Genomic DNA, 20,055 nt, shown 5'->3' on the forward strand with positions numbered 1-20,055 from the left:
TTCCTCTCTGATCCGTTCTCATCCCTCTGTGCTCTTGTTTCTCCGCAATATCCCATCTCAATCCTCAAAGACGGTCATCTTGTCCCTGTGGATGACCTCGCGGCCTTTGGTATCCGGAATCAGTCTGGCGATTTCATCAGAATGCAGGCCGATTACCCGGGCGACTTCTTCACTGCTCAGCTCAACGAGGCCTCTGGCGATTTCTTCTTCCCGCAGGTTGAATACCCTGACCAGATCGTTTCTTTCCCAATAACCGTCAATCTTCGTTATTCCCGGAGCCAGCAGGCTTTTCCCTCCGTGCAGCAGGGCTTCCTGCGCCCCGTCATCAATCATGATTGTTCCCATGGAGAGACCGGCGTAAGCTATCCAGCGTTTTTTACCGGCAAATTTATGCTCACAGGGAGGGAAATATGTACCTCTGGGCAATTCCCCGTTTAAAAACTGATTGACCTCATTCAGGTAAGCGGTGTTCATAAAAAAAACATCTATGCCAAAACGAGTGGCCATTTCAGCGGCTTTGAGCTTAGTGACCATCCCGCCGGTTCCTGCCATCGAACCCGAGCCTCCCGCAAGATCGAACACCTCCGGGATGTTTTCTACGGTTTTGATCAGCTCAGCTGTGGGATCTTTCACCGGATTGGCGGTATACAGACCGTCAACATCGGTCAGAAGAATAAGCAAATCGGCATCGATCAGACCCGCGACCATTGCCGAGAGCCTGTCATTATCCCCAAAGCACAGCTCTTCAACCACAACCGTATCATTCTCATTGACAATGGGCACTATCCCGTATTTGAGCAGTTTTTCTAAGGTATTTTTAGCATTCTTATAATGAGCCGATTCTACCAGGTCGATTCTGGACAGTAAGATCTGGGCGCAGGTTAAACCATATTGCTCAAAGAAACAGGAGTATTTTTCTATGAGCACCCCCTGCCCTACTGCCGCCGCGGCCTGCTTTCCCGCCAAATCCTTCGGTTTTTTCCGCAAATTCATTTTGGCCAGCCCTGCGGCGACTGCTCCTGAGGTCACCAGTACACATTCCAAACCCTCCTTGACCAGACCGGCGATCGTACCTGCCAATCTCTCCATTACAGGGCCATTGACCCCGCCCTGAGGGAAAGTCAGGCTGCTGCTCCCTATTTTAAATACGACTCGTTTGAGAGCCTTATTCACTATATTCTTCCTCCATCTCTTCCGCCCTTTTTTGACAAGCCTGCAGGGCCTGCCAAACGATGCCCTCCAGTCCCGCTTGTTCAAAACTGCAGATTGCGGCAGAGGTGGTTCCATTGGGGGATGTCACGGCTTTTCTGAGCTCGGCAGGCTCCCGGCCTGTTTGGGCCAGCATTTTCCCGGCTCCGACCAGCGTTTCTACGGCCAGCAGAGTTGCCTGCTCCTTACTCAACCCCAGCTTTTCCCCGGCCTGGGCCATATATTCCGCCAGCAAATAAAAATAGGCCGGTCCGCTGCCGCTGACTGCGGTGACGGCATTGATTTCTTCATCCTTAACCCATAACACCTTTCCCAAGGCGGAAAAAACCTTTTCCGCACTTTTGGCCTGACTCTCGCTGACCTTTTTGCCCCTGGCCAAAGCAGAAACAGAATGCAGCACGGCAGCGGAGGTATTGGGCATGACCCTGACCACAGCTGTCCCGGGCAGTTTTCTTTCATAGTATTCTAACCCAATCCCGGCCGCAACCGTAATCAAGAGCTTGCCAGCCAAATCATCCTTGCCCAAAGCGGCCAGCAGCGCCGGAATATCTTTTGGTTTAATTGCCAGGACAATCACATCGGAATCACGGATTACCTCAGCCTGAGTGCAGACTTTGGCCTGGTATTGTTCAGCCAATTGCCGCGGTTTTTCCTCAAATAAGTCAAAAAGATTGATGACTGCCGGGCTCCCGCTCTGCCTTAGTCCTTTCACGATCGAACCGGCCAGGTTGCCGCAGCCGATAAAGCCTAACTTCTCCACTGCTCATTCCTCCAAATAAAACAAGCTTCTTCCATCATAAGGACGAAAGAAGCCTTTCGTAAGATTATTTTAACATAAGCATCCCGCATCTTGAAAGCCTCGAATATTCCAATATCCCTAACTTTATCTTAAGGCATCGACGACCGCGTCGCCCATTTGCCTGGTTCCTAAAATCCTGCCGGGATCTCCGCCGAGATCGGCTGTCCGGTACCCCTGATCCAATACCTTCGTTACAGCGTCCTCAATCAGCTGTCCCTCTTTATTCAGGCCAAAGGTCCATTTGAGCATCATCGCCGCGGATAAAATCGTGGCCAGGGGGTTCGCTTTATTTTGTCCGGCAATATCCGGCGCCGAGCCATGGGCCGGTTCATACAGGCCCTTTTTCCCGCTCATGCTGGCCGAAGCCAGCATCCCGATCGAGCCGCCGAGCATGGAAGCCAGGTCGGTCAAAATATCGCCGAACATATTCTCGGTGACGATAACGTCAAACTGCTCGGGATAGCGAACCAGCTGCATAGCGGCGTTGTCCACATACATCTGGCTGACTTCAACCTCAGGATATTGGGGCGCAAGATCAAGGACAATTTCCCGCCAGAACCTGGAGGACTCCAAAACATTGGCTTTATCAACTGAACAAAGCTTTTTTCTTCTTTGTCCGGCCAGAACAAAAGCGAACTCAACGATTCTTCGGATTTCCTCTTCAGTATAGACAAGCACATCATAAGCGGCCTTCGGATGCTCCTTGCGGCCTTTTTCCCCGAAATACAAGCCCCCGGTCAGTTCTCTGATCACAACCATATCCACATTTCTGACAATCTCTTCTTTCAGGGCTGATGAAGAGATCAGGGAAGGCATCATTTTAATCGGCCGGATATTGGCATAAAGCTCCAGCTCCTTGCGCAGGGCCAGAAGCCCGCCCAATTCCGGTCTTTCCTGCGCGGGCAGGGTATCCCACTTGGGACCGCCGATTGCTCCGAGCAATACCGCATCCGCTTCTTTGCATGCGGCTAAAGTATCCTCCGGAAGAGCCTTGCCTCTGGCATCGATCGCCGCTCCCCCAATCAGATATTCCTGGAACTGGAATTGTTCCCCGCTGTTTTTCAACACAGCATCCAGGACCTTAAGTGCTTCCGGTATAATTTCCTGACCGATTCCATCACCAGGCAATACAGCTATTTTAGGCATTTTTCTTCTTCTCCTTTACATAAGGAACAAGTCCCCCGGCTTTGATCAGCTCCTGCATGAATGGCGGAAACGGTCGGGCCTGAAAGGAAGTACCTTTGGTCATATTCTTAATCGCACCCGTTTCCAGATCAACTTCAACCTCATCCCCATGCTCGATTCCGGCAACCGCTTCCGGACATTCCAGAATCGGCATGGCAATATTTAAAGAATTGCGGTAGAAAATCCGGGCAAAGGAATTGGCAATTACCGCCTTCACTCCTGCCGCCTTGATCGATAAAGGCGCATGTTCCCTGGAGGAACCGCAGCCAAAATTTTTGCCGCCGATAATGATATCTCCGGTTTTCACTTCCCGGGCAAAATCCGGATCGGCATCCTCCATGCAATGGGCGGCAAGGTATTCAGAATCTGACCTGTTTAAATGCCGTGCCGGTATAATGACATCCGTATCAATATCATTGCCAAACTTCCAGGCCTTACCCATTTTTCACAACCTCCCTCGGATGGACAATTTCTCCCTTGATGGCAGAAGCAGCCGCTACTGCCGGATTGCAAAGGTAAACTTCACTTCCAGGATGCCCCATGCGGCCCACAAAATTACGGTTCGTAGTGGAAAGCGCTTTTTCCCCTTTGGCCAGAATACCCATATGGCCGCCCAGACAAGGGCCGCAGGTAGGGGTACTGACCGCAGCCCCGGCTTCAATCAGGGTTTCAATATAACCCCTGCGCATGGCTTCCAGCATGATTTCCTGCGTGCCGGGGAAGACCAGGCATCTGATTTCTGGATGAACGGAATTGCCTTTAAGAATCCTGGCGGCAATCTCCAAATCTTCCAATCGCCCGTTTGTACAAGACCCGATAACAACCTGATCCATCTTGATTCCGCTGACTTCATCGACCGATTTGGTGTTTTCGGGAAGATGGGGACAGGCAACCTGCAAGGGAATATCCTTGGTCTGATAATCGAAAACCTGAGCATATTTGGCGTCACTGTCACTGTTATAGATCTTATACGGCCTTTTTGCCCGGCTCGATACATAAGCCAGAGTGATTTCATCGGGCTCAATCAGTCCGGCCTTGGCTCCGGCTTCTATGGCCATATTGGATATGGTCAGCCTGTTGTCCATCGATAGGGCTTTGATCCCCTCTCCGGCAAATTCCATGGCCGAATAGAGCGCCCCGTCCACCCCGATCTGACCGATGATATACAAGATCAGGTCCTTACCGCTTATCCAGGGCTGATACTGATTTCCATGAAAAACAAACCTGATGGTTTCCGGTATTTTGAACCAGGCTTCACCGGTCGCCATCCCGGCCGCCAGGTCGGTGCTGCCGACACCTGTACTGAAGGCCCCAAGAGCACCATAGGTACAGGTATGGGAATCCGCCCCGATAATTAAATCACCGGGCAGGACAACACCCTGTTCAGGCAGGAGACAATGTTCAATTCCCACTCTGCCTGATTCCCAGTAATGCGTGATCTCCTGCTCCCGGACAAAATCCCTCATGATTTTGCACTGTTCAGCAGAAGCAATATCTTTATTCGGTGTAAAATGGTCCGGGACAAGGACAACTTTATCCCGGTCAAAAACCTGATCGATCCCCAGCTTGCGGAATTCCCTGATCGCCACAGGACCTGTCACATCATTCGCCAAAACAATATCCAGCTTGGCATTGATGATTTCTCCGGGTACTACCCTGTCCACACCGGCATGGGCCGCCAGGATCTTTTCGCTAATCGTCATTCCCACTGGTTATTCCCTCCTCATCATTAATCTCTGCACCTTCAGATATAATATTATCCCACCACTACTTGTTCTGACAAACATTTAGTGATGAGATAATCTTTTTCATCCATATCTGGGATCAGGAAAGCTGAGCTATCTTTTTTTCACCATGACCCAGCCTTTGCCTAAAGCCCGGTTCACCGCCTGCAGGTAGGCCTTGACACTCGCTTCAATAATATCGGTGCTGATTCCCCGTCCGGCAACAATATGCTCCCTGAATTTGACGGTGACATTGACCTCTCCCTGGGAATCTTCCCCGCTGTCAATGGCCTGCAGATTGTAGTGCAAAAGCTCACCGTCAATCCCGACAATTTTGTCAATCGCCTTGTAGGCCGCGGCAACAGGTCCGTCACCATAGGCCGCCTTGATCAGCTCTTCCTTTTCTTCGCCGTTTTTATGCTGAAGGCCGATCGTTGCCGTCGGTTTAAGGTTATTCCCTGTCACAACCTGCCAGTAATCGATCGTCAATTCTTCTTCCAGTTCATGAACATCGGCCAGAGAGAACAGATCAGAGCTTGTGACAACCTTTTTCTTTTCGGCAAGCACCTTAAAGTCTTCAAATAATTTTTGAAAACGTTCCTCTCCAATATCTATGCCGAGATCGTCCAGGCTCTTGCGCAAAGCATGTCTGCCTGAATGCTTGCCCAGGACTATGGTGTTCATATCCAACCCGATCATTTCCGGTGAAATAATCTCATAGGTAGAGCGTTCCTTGAGGACTCCGTCCTGGTGAATACCGGCTTCGTGGGCAAAAGCGTTTTTTCCGACAATAGATTTATTGTGCTGGACACTCATTCCGCTTAAACGGCTGACCAGGCGGCTGGTTTTGGTGATTTCCCGGGTCACAATTCTCGACTGGGCCATGTACTGGTCTTTGCGGGTATACAACGCCATGGCCAATTCTTCCAGAGCGGCATTTCCCGCTCTTTCCCCCAAACCGTTGACCGCACATTCGATCTGCTGGATTCCGGCCTTCACCGCTGCCAGGGAATTGGCGACAGCCAGTCCCAAATCATTGTGGCAGTGAACACTCACCTTCACTTTTTCGATGCCTTCGGTTTTCGTCATGATCGCTTTGACAAACTCGGCAAATTCATCCGGCACCGCATAGCCGACTGTATCGGGAATGTTGAGCACAGTCGCCCCCGATTTGATGGCCAGAGAAAATACCTGGGCCAGAAAATCCACTTCGCTGCGGGAAGCATCCTCGGCACTGAATTCAACATCACTGACCTTGGACTTGGCCAGCTCTACGGCCATTTTCGTATGTTCCAGAACCTGTTCTTTGGTTTTGCGCAGCTTATACTGCATATGAATGGGCGAGGTCGCAATAAATGTGTGAATTCTGGGACTTTCCGCCTTTTTCAAAGCTTCCCAGGCTCGCTCAATATCCTGAACTTCCGCCCGGGCCAAACCGGCAATCTTCGTATCGCGTACTTTTTCAGCGATTAGGGACACTGCTTGGAAATCACCAGGAGATGTGATCGGAAAACCTGCTTCGATGATATCAACACCCAGTTTTTCCAGTTGTCTGGCGATTTGCAGTTTTTCCTCGACATTGAGAGCTACTCCGGGCGATTGCTCGCCATCCCGTAAAGTAGTATCAAAGAATTCTATCTGTCTCATTCTTTAATCCCCTCTCTTTCCTTGGATCTCCTCAAATTTTCTGCTGTCTGATTTGATCATCAAGTGAATTACTTGCGTTTTTTCAACCACTTCATCATACCGCGGAGCTCTTCGCCCACTTTTTCGATCTGATGCTCTTCATCACGGCGGGCGGTCGCATTAAATACCGGCCGGTTAATCTGGTTTTCCAGGAGCCATCTGTTGGCAAAAGTACCGTCCTGAATTTCAGTGAGGACTTTTTTCATTTCTTTACGGGTTTCTTCCGTGATGATGCGTCTGCCGATCATCATGTCCCCATATTGGGCCGTATCGGAAATCGAATAACGCATCCAGCTGATGCCGCCCTCATACATCAGGTCAACAATCAGCTTCAACTCATGCAGGCATTCGAAATAAGCGCTTTCCGGCTGATATCCGGCTTCAACCAGGGTATCGAACCCGGCGCGGACCAATTCCGTCACTCCGCCGCAAAGCACAACCTGTTCTCCAAAGAGGTCGGTTTCTGTTTCTTCTTTAAATGTCGTATCCAATACTCCCGCCCGGGTACAGCCGATCCCTTTGGCATAAGCCAGTCCGATCTGTTTGGCATTGCCCGTGGCATCCTGATGTACGGCGATCAGTCCTGGTACGCCCGCCCCTTCGGTGTATGTGCGGCGAACCAAATGTCCCGGACTCTTCGGGGCAACCATGATCACATCCACATCCTTGGGCGGAACAATCTGACCAAAGTGAATATTGAATCCATGGGAAAAGACCAAAACTTTTCCGGCTTTCACAAATGGCTTGATCTCCTGATTGTACACTTTGCTCTGAAATTCATCAGGTAAAAGAATTTGAATAATATCCGCTTTTTCAGCCGCTTCAGCTACCGTAGCGACCTTTAGTCCCGCCGCTTCGGCTTCTTTCCACCTGCTGCTATCTTTTCTGAGACCTACGATAACGTCAAGTCCGGACTCTTTGAGGTTCTGAGACTGAGCATGTCCCTGACTGCCCCATCCCATTACCGCGATCGTCTTTCCTTGAAGAATCCCCAGGTCTGCATCCGCATCATAATAAATCTTTGCCATTGTCTTAAACCTCTCTCTTTTATATAAAATTTTTGAAGATCAAGCACCTTAATTTTCAGAACGCATGACCGAAATCTTGCCTGTCCGGACAAGCTCCTGAATCCCAAAAGGCCTCAGCGTCTTGATAAAGGCATCTATTTTGTCGATATCCCCGGTCATCTCAATCATGATGCTGTTTTTTCCCATATCCACAACTCTGCCCCGAAAGACATCGACAAGCTGCAATACCTCCAGCCTTGTCTCTGTCCTGACTTTGACCCTGATTAAAGCCAATTCCCTCTCCACAACATTTTCATTGCTGAGGTTGGTCACCTTATGCACCACAATCAGCTTATGGAGCTGTTTGGTCACCTGTTCGATCACCTGGCCGTCTCCCTCCACCACGATCGTCATTAGGGACAGGGCGGGATTTTCCGTTTGGCTCACAGTCAGACTATAAATATTATACGCTCTCCTGGCGAAGAGTCCAGAGACCCTGGCCAAAACTCCGGGATTATTTTCCACGAGAACCGCTAACGTATGCAGCATGGCCCTTACCCTCCCAACACTTCAATAATTGTTTTTCCGGGAGGGACCATGGGAAGAACCGCCTCATCAGGTGAAATCCGGCAATCAATCAGAACAGGACCGTCTATGGACAGGGCCTCCCGCAAGGCCGGTTCCACTTCTTCGGGCATTTCAACTTTGAGCGCTTTGATCCCATAGGCCCCGGCAACTTTAATAAAGTCGGGATTGGCATGTAATTGGATCTCACTGAACCTCTCATTGTAAAACATTTTCTGCCACTGTCTGACCATCCCCAGCACACCATTGTTCATGAGCACGATTTTAATCGGCAGCTTATATTGTACCGCAGTTGCCAGCTCTTGTATATTCATTTGGAATGATCCGTCTCCGGTAACCAAATAGACCAGTTTATCCGGCATGGCGATCTGCGCCCCGATTGCGGCCGGAAGACCGAATCCCATGGTCCCCAAACCCGCGCTCGTGACAAAATGGCGTCCCCTGCTGAATTGATAAAACTGGGCTGCCCACATTTGATGCTGCCCGACATCTGTTGTCACAATGGCATCTTTTCCGCCTGCCTTGGCCATTGTTTCCAGAATGGTCTGGGGATTAAGGTGTCCGTCCTGTTCATAACAGAGAGGATAATCCCTTTCCCACCGGCGCAGCTGGTCCCACCATTCCCCGATCTCAGGCTGGGAAACTTTTTTGAGAAGTTCCTCCAGAACCAGACCGGCATCCCCGACGATCGGAATATGCGCCTTGACTACCTTACTGATTTCCGCCGGGTCAACATCAATATGAATAACCTTTGCTTTGGAAGCAAAGTGATCGGTCATCCCGCTGGTTACCCTGTCATCAAAACGGACCCCGACGGCCAGCAGCAAATCACATTCATGAACCGCAAAATTGGCCGTCACCGTTCCATGCATCCCGACCATACCCAAGTGATTGGGGTGGTCGGAAGGAACACTGCCAATCCCCATCAGGGTCGTGACAACCGGGAGGCCGGTCTTTTCAACCAGCTCTACAAGAAGCTTGCAGGCACCGGAAGCAATCACCCCGCCTCCGGCATATATGACCGGCTTTTTACTTGCCCCCAAGGCTTTGGCCGCTTCACTAATCTGACCGGGATTGCCCTTGGTAAAATATTTGTAGCTTTTGATCGATACTTGAGGAAAAGGCGTTTCTTCCGCCTCGGCGGCGAAAATGTTCTTCGGAATATCGATCAGGACCGGACCGCGGCGCCCGGTACCGGCAAGATGAAACGCTTCTTTTACGATGCGCGGAATATCTTTGACCTCTTTCACCAAATAAGAATGCTTGGTGATGGAAAACGTCATCCCGGTAATGTCCACTTCCTGAAAGGAATCACTGCCCAGCAAATGGGTCGGCACCTGGCCTGTGATCACCACCAGCGGGATAGAATCCATATAAGCATTGGCGATCCCTGTGACCAGATTTGCCGCTCCCGGTCCCGATGTCGCCAGACAGACCCCGACCTTTCCGCTTACCCGGGCATAGGCATCCGCCGCATGAACACAGGTCTGTTCATGCCTGGGCAAAACATGCCTGACCGGACTGTCTAAGAGCGCATCATAGAGGGTCAACAGCGATCCCCCGGGATAACCGAAAATGACCTCTGCTCCCTCATTTTTCAATACATCCAGTAATAATTTGGCCCCATTGAGACCGGAAGATTTCACACATTCTTCGTTTTCCCAACAAGTCTCAGCATCTCTCGCAATATAGTTTTCCTTCCCGGAACTCATGTCTAATCCTCCTTAGTTGCCCGAAAAGCCGCTCCTTTGTTGGCCGATTGAACGAATTGCGCGTATCGTCCGAGGTACCCTGTTCTGCCGGCTACTTCAAAAGCCTTTTCCAGCCCTTTGGCCTGATCAAATTGTTGTCTGCGCTTCTCTTTTTCTTCCTCCGGCAAAATCCAATCTATCGTTCTCTTCTTCAGATCAATCCTTACCAGATCCCCATCCTCAATAAAAGCGATCTCTCCGCCTAAAGCGGCTTCAGGAGCGATATGGCCGATGGAAAGCCCCCTGCTGCCCCCGGAGAAACGGCCATCCGTCAGCAAAGCGACGGTTTCATCCAGGCCCATTCCGGCCAGAGTGGCCGTCGGACCGAGCATTTCTCTCATCCCCGGTCCTCCCTTCGGGCCTTCGTACCTGATGATCACCACATCGCCCGCAACGATCCGTCCGGCGCTGATTGCTTCAGAAGCGAGATCTTCACCATCAAAAACCTTTGCCCTGCCTTCAAAAACAAAATCTCTCTGTGCCAGCGCACCCACTTTGATGACGGCCCCTTCGGGAGCCAGATCACCAAAGAGGACGCTCAAACCGCCTTTGGCGGAATACGGTTCGGTCAAAGAACGGATAACCTTAGTATCTCTCACCACAGCGTCTTGAATTCTTTCGGCGAGCGGACCTCCTGAAACCGTTTTGACTGAACCGTCGATAAGTCCGGCATCCAGCAGGGTTTTCAGGACTGCGCTGATTCCGCCGGCCTCATTCAGATCGACTAAATAATGCCCGTGAAGAGCCGGACTTAACTTACAAATCTGAGGCGTTTCTTCACTTACCCGGTTTACCAGGTTTAAATCAAATTCAATTTCCCCTTCAAAGGCCACCGCCGGTAAATGAAGGATGGTGTTGGTCGAGCATCCCAGGGCCATATCTGCCGCGACCCCATTCAAAATGGATTCTTTTGTGACAATATCGCGCGGTCTGATGTTTTGACGCCAAAGATCAACAACCTGATAACCGGTCTCTTTGGCCAATATCAATCTTTCCGAATATACGGCCGGGATCGTCCCATTGCCCGGCAGGGCCATACCGAGAACCTCTGTCAGACAGTTCATCGAGTTGGCCGTAAACATTCCCGCACAGGAACCGCAGGTCGGACAGGCCTTGCTCTCCAGCCCTTTCAGCCATTCTTCGCTTTCCTGGCCGCTGAGCACTTTGCCTACCCCTTCAAAAACGGAAATCAGGTTAACTTCCTCTCCCCGGAACCGGCCGGGAAGCATCGGTCCGCCGCTGACCACAATTGCCGGCAGGTTCAGGCGCATAGCGGCCATCAGCATGCCGGGCACTACCTTGTCACAGCTCGGGATAAACACCAGGGCGTCGAGCCCGTGAGCGCGGGCCATTATCTCAACAGAATCCGCAATCAGTTCCCGGCTTGCCAGGGAGAAGTGCATCCCCACATGTCCCATGGCAATCCCGTCACAGACGGCGATCGTGGAAAATTCTAAAGGAGTTCCGCCATTTTCCCTGACCCCGGCCTTAACGGCCTCGGAAATCTGGCGCAAATGCATATGACCAGGCACCAATTCATTAAAGGAATTCACCACACCGATAAAAGGCTGATTGATTTCACGGTCAGTGAGGCCCAAAGCCCGAAAAAGTGACCTATGGGGGGCTCTGGCCGCACCTTTTTTTACGGAATCGCTGTTCACAGGGAGACCTCCTCTATTGATAAATCAATTCCCCCACATTTGGGGTAAACTCTCTGAATCTTGTCAAAAGCTTCTGAAAGGCTTCTCCCGGCTTACCCTCCCCTATTTGTCTGCCGTCAGCCTTGACAACCGGAATCAGCTCGGCTGCCGTACCTGTCAGGAAACATTCATCGGCATTATACAGCTCATGGAGGGTAAAAGGCTGTTCCAGGGCTGCGATTCCCATTTCTCCGGCCAGATCAAGCACGGTGTCTCTGGTAATCCCTTTGAGTATCCCGACATAGGTCGGAGGGGTTTTGATTATGCCGTCTTTGACAATAAAGATATTATCCCCCGTTCCTTCACAGACATATCCTTCCTGATTCAGCATAATCGCTTCCATGACACCCGCTCTGTTGCATTCTATCTTAGCCAGAATATTATTCAAATAGTTTAAGGATTTAACCATCGGATTAATCGCATTGGGATTGTTCCGTCTGGTGGAAACCGTAATTACTTCCAGGCCGTTTTCATACATGGACTGAGGGAAAAGGGTAATTTGACCGGCAATACAGAAGATTTCACTTCTCCGGCATTTTTGGGGGTCAAGTCCAAGATCCCCCGTTCCTCTGGAAACAACCAGCCTGATATAGGCATCCTGCAGCTTATTGCGGCGAACCGTTTCGGTGACGATAGCAATCATCTCTGTTCTGGACACCTCAATTTTTAAAAGAATCGCATTCGCAGATTCATAAAGCCTGTCAATATGCTCTTTCAGCTTGAAGACCCTGCCGTTATAGGCCCGTATCCCTTCAAACACGCCATCCCCATAAAGGAACCCGTGGTCAAAAACAGAGATTTTCGCTTGCTCCGCCTCAACAAATTCCCCGTCACAAAAGACGATCATGATCATTCCTCTCCTTTTTATCCGCATTTCAATTGATAGTAATTTATAAAAAAACAAACCCGGGTAGTTTCAAGGGTGAAACCATCCTCGCGGGTCAACCGGCTGGAAATATTTTATTGTGTCACGGCACATCAAACATATATTGTCAGTGTATAAGATCCCGTTTTCCCTGTCAAGATAAAAATAGCTTTCGAGGATTTACTCTTGCGAAAACTACGGGAACTTGATATAATGTCCACTGTATAAGTACAATTGTATTCCCAGCAAGGATGAACCGAAAATCATTATTCCGGGAGGAGAAAGCCTTTTATGAAAAAAGTATCTATAGGACTTTTGGGGATGGGAACCGTCGGCAGCGGGGTTGCCGCAATTCTTCGGAACAATTCCCTCGATATCAATACCCGGGCCGCTGCTGAAATAACGATCAAAAAAGCTTTAGTGAGAGATATCGGGAAGAAGCGGCCTGATTTGGAAAATATCCTGCTGACCGATCAGCCTGACGAGATCCTCAACGACCCGGAAATTGAGATCGTAGTCGAAGTCATGGGCGGGATCGATCAGTCCCGGGATTATATTTTGCGCGCCTTGAAAAACGGCAAACATGTGGTAACCGCCAACAAGGATTTGCTGGCCTTACATGGCCCGGAGCTTTTTGCCACAGCCCAGGAATATCAAAAAGACCTCTATTTCGAAGCAAGCGTCGCCGGAGGAATCCCCATTATCTCCGCTATCCGTCAATCGCTTACCGCCAACCGGATCACCTCTATTCTGGGGATCATCAATGGAACGACTAACTACATTCTTACCGCGATGACCGGACAGGGAAGAAAATTTGAGGATGTTCTGGCCGAAGCTCAAGAACTCGGTTATGCGGAAGCCGACCCCACCTCGGATGTCGAGGGTTTGGATGCCGCCCGCAAGCTGGCCATCCTTTCCTCTCTGGCCTTCAATTCCCGGATCGGCATCAAAGATGTTTATGTTGAAGGAATCTCCAGGATTACACCTGAAGATATTGTTTATGCCGATGAATTAGGCTGTGTGATCAAGCTCCTGGCCATTGCCAAAAACCTTGATGATCAAAGCGGAATTGAACTGCGTGTCCACCCGGCCCTTCTGCCCAAAAGCCATCCTCTGGCCAATGTCGCGGGAGTATTCAATGCTGTCTATGTGACCGGGGACGCGGTGGGAGAAACCATGTTTTATGGCAAAGGGGCAGGTTCTCTGCCCACAGGAAGCGCGGTTGTTTCCGATATTATCCAGGTTGTCCGCAACACCAATTTCGGAGCCAATGCCATGCTTGTACACGATCACTACCGCAATTTCCCGATCAAATCTTCCGCCGATTTTACAACAGGCTTTTACATCAGAATCAAGGTCAAAGACGAACCGAGAGTCTTTGCCAACATGGCCTTGTTTTTTGCCGAAGCCGGAATAAGCTTTGCCTCCATTATCCAAAAACCCAGGAGCAATCACAACGCGGAAATTGTTCTGGTCACCCACCCTTGTAAAGAAAGCCAGTTAAGACAGGCTTTGGCCTCCTTAACCTCCTACAGCAAGCTCGATAAAGTCTACAATGTGATCAGGATGGAAACCGCAAGCAGTCCGAACGCTTAAGCGGATCATCCGTCATGAGGGAGTATTTACACAAATCCCAAGATGGTTTACAATTTACTGACTGAACGAAATCAATACGGTGAGACTTACGGAGGCGAAAAATGTTTCTAGTTCAAGTGCCGGCTACCTCGGCCAACCTGGGTCCCGGCTTTGACTGTATGGGGCTGGCTGTCCAGCTTTACAACCGTTTTACAGTTGAAGAAAGCGATCAATTAAGTTTGATCTTAAAGGGAAGCTATACCGATAATATTCCTGCGGACGAAAATAACCTTCTTTGGCAAACCATGCTGAAACTGTGGCAGCTCATTGATTTCCGGCCGCAGCCGGTTAAAATCACTTTGGAGAGCCATGTCCCGCCGGCCCGCGGTCTCGGGAGCAGCTCCACAGCCGTGGTCGGCGGCCTGATGATCGCCAATACCCTGGCCGGATCACCTTTTGACAAATTTGCGCTCCTGAAAGTCGCCACAGAAATTGAAGGACATCCCGACAATGTCACTCCGGCCCTGTATGGAGGGATCACCCTGACTGTGATGACCGAAGATAGCGTCATTCCCCGGGTCCTGGTCAAAAATCCCGGCTTTCGGGCGGTCGTGATCATCCCTGATATCCTCGTTGAAACTGAGAAAGCCAGAAAAATCCTCCCTGTTGCGGTTCCCCGCCAGGATGCTGTCTATAATTCTTCCCGGGTCGGCCTTCTGGTCGATGCCTTTATCCACGAGGACTATTCCCTGCTGGGCGTTGCCACTCAGGACAAACTCCACCAGGCGCAGCGGGCCTCTTTGATCCCCGGCATGACCGCGGCTTTACAATCCGCCGGGAGAGCGGGCGCCTACGGCGCGGCCCTCAGCGGCTCCGGCCCGACTCTGATCGCCTTCTGCCCCCCCGGTCTTGAGGATCGGGTCGCTTCTTCCATGACAGACGAGCTGGCAGCCAAGGGGCTGAATACCCGGGCCTATTTCCTTGACATCGACCCCGAAGGCGCAAAGGTCACGGTTCCTTCTGACTGACCTAATACAATTTTGAATATTCCTGATGATATTTGAGCACTTTCTCCACATATGTTCTGGTTTCCGGAAAAGGAATATCCTTGACCGAGTAATTATCCAGCCCGAGACCGGTTGTTTTCAGCCACTCTTTAACCCGACCGCTCCCGGCATTATACGCGGCAAGGGTTAGGACTGTATTTCCGTCATACTGTTTACTCAAACCGGCCAGATACATACTTCCATATCTGATATTTGTTTCCGGATCTTTTAAATCGATCGCTGCATAATCCTCACCCAGCTTTTGACTGATTTCCCTTGCCGTGTCCGGCATCAGCTGCATTAAGCCGATGGCCCCTTTATCTGAGGAGGAGAACGGCAAAAAGCTGCTTTCCGCCTTGATCACGGAAACAACCAGCAAAGAATCGGTATTGTATTCTATCGCGTACTTATTAATGATCTGCTTGTATGGATAAGGATAAAACAGCTTCGGAATCAGGTTCGATTGAGCGACCAGGATTGTTAATACGAGGACAAGACCAAGGATGGAAGACTTGGTCTTGTTTTTTAATACTCCCTGAACGACTCCGGCCAAACGGCTTTTCCTTTTGTATTTGGCTTTGTTTCTTTTCTTTCCGGGATATTTCAACCTTTTCAGGGGTTGAGACGAAAGTCTTTGATAAGATGCTTTTAATGATTTCCTCACTTTTTCCAACCATCCGCTATTTATTCCGATCAAAATTCTCAAAACTGGTTCACATCCATTCACATCAATATCGTTTTGGCTCTATTGTCCAAGGCCTGAATAATATATTGATATGCTTTGCTCTGCTCAGTTAGAAAGGTACTCTTTCCAGAATATTTCAAGGTTTTGCTCAGTCTTTTTCCAGTCTTCGATATTTTCAATGATTCGCGCGGCCTTCTTGATTTTCTCTCCAATCGGGATTTGGGCCTTTATCCTTCTCTCGGCTTCTTCGACAGGGACCTTATCCCGGGATACAATTCTTTCCAGCTGAAGCTCTTGGGGGATATACACCACCCAAACCTCATCTGCGTATTTTTCCCAGCCCGCTTCAAACAGCAAAGGCACGTCCAACACGGCTATCTTATGACCTTTTCTTTCGCTGTCAAGGCAGAACTGAAGCATGTTTTTCAATACCAAAGGATGAATCAGCCTCTCCAGGCGGATTCTATCCTCTTTATTTTTAAAGACCAGATCAGCCAGCGCCCTGCGGTCGACGGTATGGTTTTCGATATACTGCCCGCCAAATTCTCCGGCAATCTTTTGGGTAAATTCTTTGCTTAACAAGATCTCATGAACCGCCCGGTCGGCATCAAAGACAGGGACTCCTTTACCCGCGAACCACTGGGCAACCGAAGATTTTCCCGTTCCTATTCCACCGGTCAGTCCTATTTTTAACATTATTCGTCTCCTTAAAACATCTTTATTGATCCGACCAGAATCAGTAACACTCCCGGCAGGAATTTCGCCCGTTCCAATAATTTCGAGGACAGTTTTCCCACCAGGGAATGCCCGGTCCTGATCATGATAAACTGCGTAAGCGCAACCAAAACAATCGAATACGCCGGTATTCCGGCCATAGACGCGGCGATTCCCGAAGAAAAGGCGTCTAAAGACAGCGCCAGTCCCAGCAGAAAGCTTTCCAGGATACCGATCGTCCCGGAATTATCGATATCGGCTGCCGATGGTGTCTTGAGGATCTGAATAACCAAACCGAATATACTGAGGTTCAGTCTGAACAGTTGCCGGGTTTCCTCATCTTCGACCCTTGCGCTGTAAGAAGCGAACACCGGGACAGCTTCCTCTTTTGCCTTCTCCTTGTTCAGCGCATCATTTTTTGTCGGGGATAAGGCCTTTATCAGCTGAAAACAGCCGATCATGATCAGGACCGCGGCACCCAATACCTTGGGAGAGACCATATCCAGATAAGGGATGAGCAGGTATCCGAAAAACATCGATATCCCCATGGTCGCCACCGTACAAAGACCGATGATACACATACTGCGAAACGGAATCCTTATGTTCTTTAGGCCGTAGGCCATCCCTACTCCAAATCCATCCAGACTTAAAGCAAAAGCGACAAGTAATGTCACTCCCATATCGTTATCCCTCCAATTATCTTTTCAGAGATAATATATGGGTTGACAAAATTAATGGTGAACCTGTTCTGAGATTTCCAGCCAGTACTCCATTAACTTGTCCAGCTCAGCCTTGGTCTGATCATGCTCTTCCTGAAGGGTGATGATTTCCCGGTAATCCGTTTCTACCCCCTCCATTTTTCCCTCAATTTCCTGGAGTTTTTTTTCATGCTCGCTGATTTTCGATTCCAGCTGCTTCAGCTTGTTGTCTTTTCTCTTTTGCTCCCTGGCTTCTTCCCGGTAATTCCGGGCAGAGAAAACGTCCTTCTCCTGCGCCAGGGCGGCCTGCTGATCTTTTTCCTGTTCGCTCCATTGGGCATAAGCCTGCCTGAAGCTCAAATAGTCCCCCCTGTGGAGTCTTATCCCCTCCGGGGTAAGCAATGCCACTTCATTGATTATCCGGTTCAGAAAATAACGGTCATGGGAAACGACCAGAACAGTGCCCTCATACTCAATCAAAGCCTCTTCCAGCATTTCTCTGGTCTCAGCATCCAAATGGTTGGTTGGTTCATCCAGCAGCAGAAGGTTGCCGTTGGCCAGCAGGAGCTTGCATAAAGCCAGACGGCTTTTTTCCCCGCCGCTTAAGACTTTTACCTGTTTAAAAACATCGTCTCCTCTGAAACCGTACCTGCCCAGCAAGGCTCTGATTGCCGGGTCTTCCATTTTGCACACGTCCCTGATTTCTTCGATGATTGTCGCCTTCCTGCTGAAATCTTCATGTTCCTGGGCGTAATAACTGACCTTGACATTTGCTCCAAGCCTGATCCGGCCTTCATGATTTATTTTCCCCAGGATTGCTTTGAGCAGAGAGGTTTTCCCTACTCCATTTTTGCCTAAGAGGGCCACCTTTTGACCGCGGCGCAGATCTATGGCGGCATTTTGGAAGATCCTTTTGTTGTTGTACGTCACTGCTAAATCCTCTATTGCCAATACCCTGTCCCCGCTGCGCGCTGTCTCTCCAAAGCTGATCGATACCTGTGACGCCGCTCCGGCCGTTTTGACCGCGGAGGCAGTTAATTTTTGCAGCTGTATTTCCCGGCCATGGGCCTGCTTTGCTTTGACTCCGGCCTTGTAACGGCGGACATATTCTTCCAGAGAACGGATTTTCTTGGCTGTTTTCTCCGCTTCCCGGTCCCCTGAGATCTCTTCAATTTTGCGTTGAAGCTCAAATTCGGAATAGTTGCCTTTATATGACGTTAGTTTCCCTTCTTTGACAAAGAAGACCGTATCAAGGATTTTATCCAGAAAAAAACGGTCATGGGAAACAATCAGAACCGCTCCCTCATAATCCCCCAAAAACCCTTCCAGCCATTCCAAAGCATCCAGGTCAAGGTGATTGGTCGGCTCGTCCAAGATCAGGAGGTCCGGTTTTCTGAGAAGAATCCTGCCCAGTCTCAGTCGTGTCTTTTGCCCGCCGCTTAACGTGAAAAGCAGTTTGTCTTTCTCCTTTTCCAGTCCCAGGCCGGCCAATATCCGGCGTATTTGGGCTTCCAAAGCATAGCCTCCCGCGTTTTCAAAGCGGGACATCACTGTGCTGTATTGTTCCAGAATTTGTTCTTCCGCCTCCTGGGCCATCCTGATTTCCAGGAACCTCATCTTTTCTCTCAATTCAATGATATCTTTTCTTTCCGCCAGCATGGAATCAAAAACCGTCCCTTCCTCTAAGCCGAAGATCACGGCCTGAGGAAGATAACCGATTGAAGCTGTACAGAATATTTCTCCCCGTGAACAGGGAATTTCCTGAACAAGAGCCCTGAGCAAAGTTGTTTTTCCCGCTCCGTTGGCCCCGATCAGCCCTGCTTTTTGTCCCGCCTCTATGCGGAACGAAATATTGTGCAGAATGGTTTCACCTGCTGCATCGATATTCACACCATTGCACACTAAGATGCTCATAAACCTTCCGAACTCCTCCGTCTATATTTGACACACCGGACAAAACACGGTTGTCCGGCCTGCTGTTTTCGTTTTCCCAAGAACAGAACCGCAAACTTTGCAATTCTGACCGGCCCGCCCATAAACATAAAGATTTTCCTGAAACAGGCCTTTGTTGCCGTCCCCATCCCGATAATCGCGAAATGATGTCCCCCCGGCCTCGATTCCTGCTTTGAGCGCTCCTTGAATCGCATCGTACAATAAAATCACTTCCGAAATTTTAAGCGATGCTGTCCTTCGCTCCGGCCTGATTCCAGCCATAAACAAGGCCTCATCAGCGTAAATATTGCCGATCCCGGCCACCGTCTCCTGATCAAGCAAAGCCGATTTAATGGTGCTTTTTTTGCCGGAAAGCCTTTGGCCGAAAACTTCTATAGAAAAGCGCTCATCAAACGGTTCCGGTCCAAGTTTGGCAATTGCCGGCACCTTACCCAGTAAAGCGGTTTCCACCAGTTGGATTCGTCCGAACTTCCTCATATCCGAATGATGGATTTGCCCGTTCTCCAGATAGAAGACAGCATGAGTGTGCTTTTCAGGCTCATGTTCCCCCTGATAGTAGATCAGTTTGCCGGTCATGCGGAAATGCAGGATCAGAGTCACGCTGCCCGCAAGGTGAATAAACAAATATTTTCCCCTGCGGCCGAGGCTTTCCACCTTTTTTCCAATCAGCAAGTCATTGGGGTCAAGGTCGGTGGCATTGACAAAAACGTCCGGCCAGAAGAGTTTAAATTCTTTGATTTCCTGACCAATAATATTTTTGGCTAGTGAAAGCCTGATATTTTCTACTTCAGGTAATTCCGGCATATTTTAACCCCTTCCTCTTTTACCCCTTTTCCCGCTGATTAAAGCCCGCTCAACCCTTTTCCCGCTGAT

General features: G+C 49.8%; 18 protein-coding genes. 2 read left to right on the forward strand and 16 right to left on the reverse strand.

Annotated elements, in window-relative coordinates; all coding sequences use genetic code 11:
* Nucleotides 1–57: 57 nt before the first annotated feature.
* From proB to ilvE, 11 genes are all read right to left on the reverse strand, one after another.
* On the reverse strand, nt 58–1,173 hold the full coding sequence (proB, locus tag SGLY_RS10710; protein WP_013625306.1) for a glutamate 5-kinase: 1,116 nt from the start codon (nt 1,171–1,173) through the stop codon (nt 58–60).
* A complete protein-coding gene (gene proC, locus SGLY_RS10715) occupies nt 1,166–1,969 on the reverse strand; it encodes a pyrroline-5-carboxylate reductase (protein ID WP_013625307.1) in 804 nt (267 codons plus the stop codon). The genes proB and proC overlap by 8 nt, the downstream gene beginning before the upstream one ends.
* 123 nt (nt 1,970–2,092) lie before the next feature.
* Nucleotides 2,093–3,154: a 3-isopropylmalate dehydrogenase gene (gene leuB / locus SGLY_RS10720; RefSeq protein WP_013625308.1), complete on the reverse strand. Its 1,062-nt coding sequence runs from the start codon at nt 3,152–3,154 to the stop codon at nt 2,093–2,095.
* Nucleotides 3,147–3,635, reverse strand: a complete 489-nt coding sequence (gene leuD / locus SGLY_RS10725; protein WP_013625309.1) for a 3-isopropylmalate dehydratase small subunit — start codon at nt 3,633–3,635, stop codon at nt 3,147–3,149. The genes leuB and leuD overlap by 8 nt, the downstream gene beginning before the upstream one ends.
* Nucleotides 3,628–4,902, reverse strand: coding sequence for a 3-isopropylmalate dehydratase large subunit (gene leuC, locus SGLY_RS10730; RefSeq protein ID WP_013625310.1), 1,275 nt, complete (start codon nt 4,900–4,902; stop codon nt 3,628–3,630). The genes leuD and leuC overlap by 8 nt, the downstream gene beginning before the upstream one ends.
* A gap of 129 nt (nt 4,903–5,031) precedes the next feature.
* Nucleotides 5,032–6,564, reverse strand: a complete 1,533-nt coding sequence (locus SGLY_RS10735; protein WP_013625311.1) for a 2-isopropylmalate synthase — start codon at nt 6,562–6,564, stop codon at nt 5,032–5,034.
* A gap of 68 nt (nt 6,565–6,632) precedes the next feature.
* Entirely contained in the window at nt 6,633–7,631 is a 999-nt protein-coding gene (gene ilvC, locus SGLY_RS10740) for a ketol-acid reductoisomerase (RefSeq protein ID WP_013625312.1), read from the reverse strand.
* 48 nt (nt 7,632–7,679) lie between these two features.
* Complete coding sequence (ilvN, locus tag SGLY_RS10745; RefSeq protein ID WP_013625313.1) at nt 7,680–8,159, reverse strand: acetolactate synthase small subunit; 480 nt, start codon at nt 8,157–8,159, stop codon at nt 7,680–7,682.
* A gap of 5 nt (nt 8,160–8,164) precedes the next feature.
* A complete protein-coding gene (ilvB, locus tag SGLY_RS10750) occupies nt 8,165–9,907 on the reverse strand; it encodes a biosynthetic-type acetolactate synthase large subunit (protein ID WP_013625314.1) in 1,743 nt (580 codons plus the stop codon).
* Nucleotides 9,908–9,909: 2 nt separating this feature from the next.
* Entirely contained in the window at nt 9,910–11,607 is a 1,698-nt protein-coding gene (ilvD, locus tag SGLY_RS10755; protein ID WP_013625315.1) for a dihydroxy-acid dehydratase, read from the reverse strand.
* Nucleotides 11,608–11,620: 13 nt separating this feature from the next.
* Entirely contained in the window at nt 11,621–12,493 is an 873-nt protein-coding gene (gene ilvE / locus SGLY_RS10760; protein WP_013625316.1) for a branched-chain-amino-acid transaminase, read from the reverse strand.
* 309 nt (nt 12,494–12,802) lie between these two features.
* Between ilvE and SGLY_RS10765 the strand changes: the two genes are divergently transcribed.
* Both SGLY_RS10765 and thrB read left to right on the forward strand, forming a co-directional pair.
* A complete protein-coding gene (locus SGLY_RS10765; protein WP_013625317.1) occupies nt 12,803–14,107 on the forward strand; it encodes a homoserine dehydrogenase in 1,305 nt (434 codons plus the stop codon).
* A gap of 101 nt (nt 14,108–14,208) precedes the next feature.
* Nucleotides 14,209–15,114, forward strand: a complete 906-nt coding sequence (gene thrB, locus SGLY_RS10770; RefSeq protein WP_013625318.1) for a homoserine kinase — start codon at nt 14,209–14,211, stop codon at nt 15,112–15,114.
* A 1-nt stretch (nt 15,115) separates the two neighbouring features.
* Here thrB and SGLY_RS10775 read toward each other — a convergent pair whose 3' ends face one another.
* The 5 genes from SGLY_RS10775 to mutM all read right to left on the reverse strand — a co-directional run bounded on the left by SGLY_RS10775 (nt 15,116) and on the right by mutM (nt 19,986).
* A complete protein-coding gene (locus SGLY_RS10775; RefSeq protein WP_013625319.1) occupies nt 15,116–15,685 on the reverse strand; it encodes a lytic transglycosylase domain-containing protein in 570 nt (189 codons plus the stop codon).
* A 237-nt stretch (nt 15,686–15,922) separates the two neighbouring features.
* Nucleotides 15,923–16,513 carry a dephospho-CoA kinase gene (coaE, locus tag SGLY_RS10780; protein WP_013625320.1) on the reverse strand — a complete coding sequence of 197 codons (591 nt, stop codon included), beginning with the start codon at nt 16,511–16,513 and terminating at the stop codon, nt 15,923–15,925.
* A gap of 11 nt (nt 16,514–16,524) precedes the next feature.
* The gene (gene ytaF, locus SGLY_RS10785) at nt 16,525–17,211 is read right to left on the reverse strand and encodes a sporulation membrane protein YtaF (protein WP_013625321.1); all 687 of its coding nucleotides are present in this window, start codon (nt 17,209–17,211) and stop codon (nt 16,525–16,527) included.
* A 51-nt stretch (nt 17,212–17,262) separates the two neighbouring features.
* Nucleotides 17,263–19,143 carry an ABC-F family ATP-binding cassette domain-containing protein gene (locus SGLY_RS10790; RefSeq protein ID WP_013625322.1) on the reverse strand — a complete coding sequence of 627 codons (1,881 nt, stop codon included), beginning with the start codon at nt 19,141–19,143 and terminating at the stop codon, nt 17,263–17,265.
* Nucleotides 19,144–19,164: 21 nt separating this feature from the next.
* Nucleotides 19,165–19,986: a bifunctional DNA-formamidopyrimidine glycosylase/DNA-(apurinic or apyrimidinic site) lyase gene (gene mutM / locus SGLY_RS10795; RefSeq protein WP_013625323.1), complete on the reverse strand. Its 822-nt coding sequence runs from the start codon at nt 19,984–19,986 to the stop codon at nt 19,165–19,167.
* Nucleotides 19,987–20,055 lie beyond the last annotated feature (69 nt).

Source organism: Syntrophobotulus glycolicus DSM 8271 (assembly GCF_000190635.1).
GTDB classification, from domain to species: domain Bacteria; phylum Bacillota; class Desulfitobacteriia; order Desulfitobacteriales; family Syntrophobotulaceae; genus Syntrophobotulus; species Syntrophobotulus glycolicus.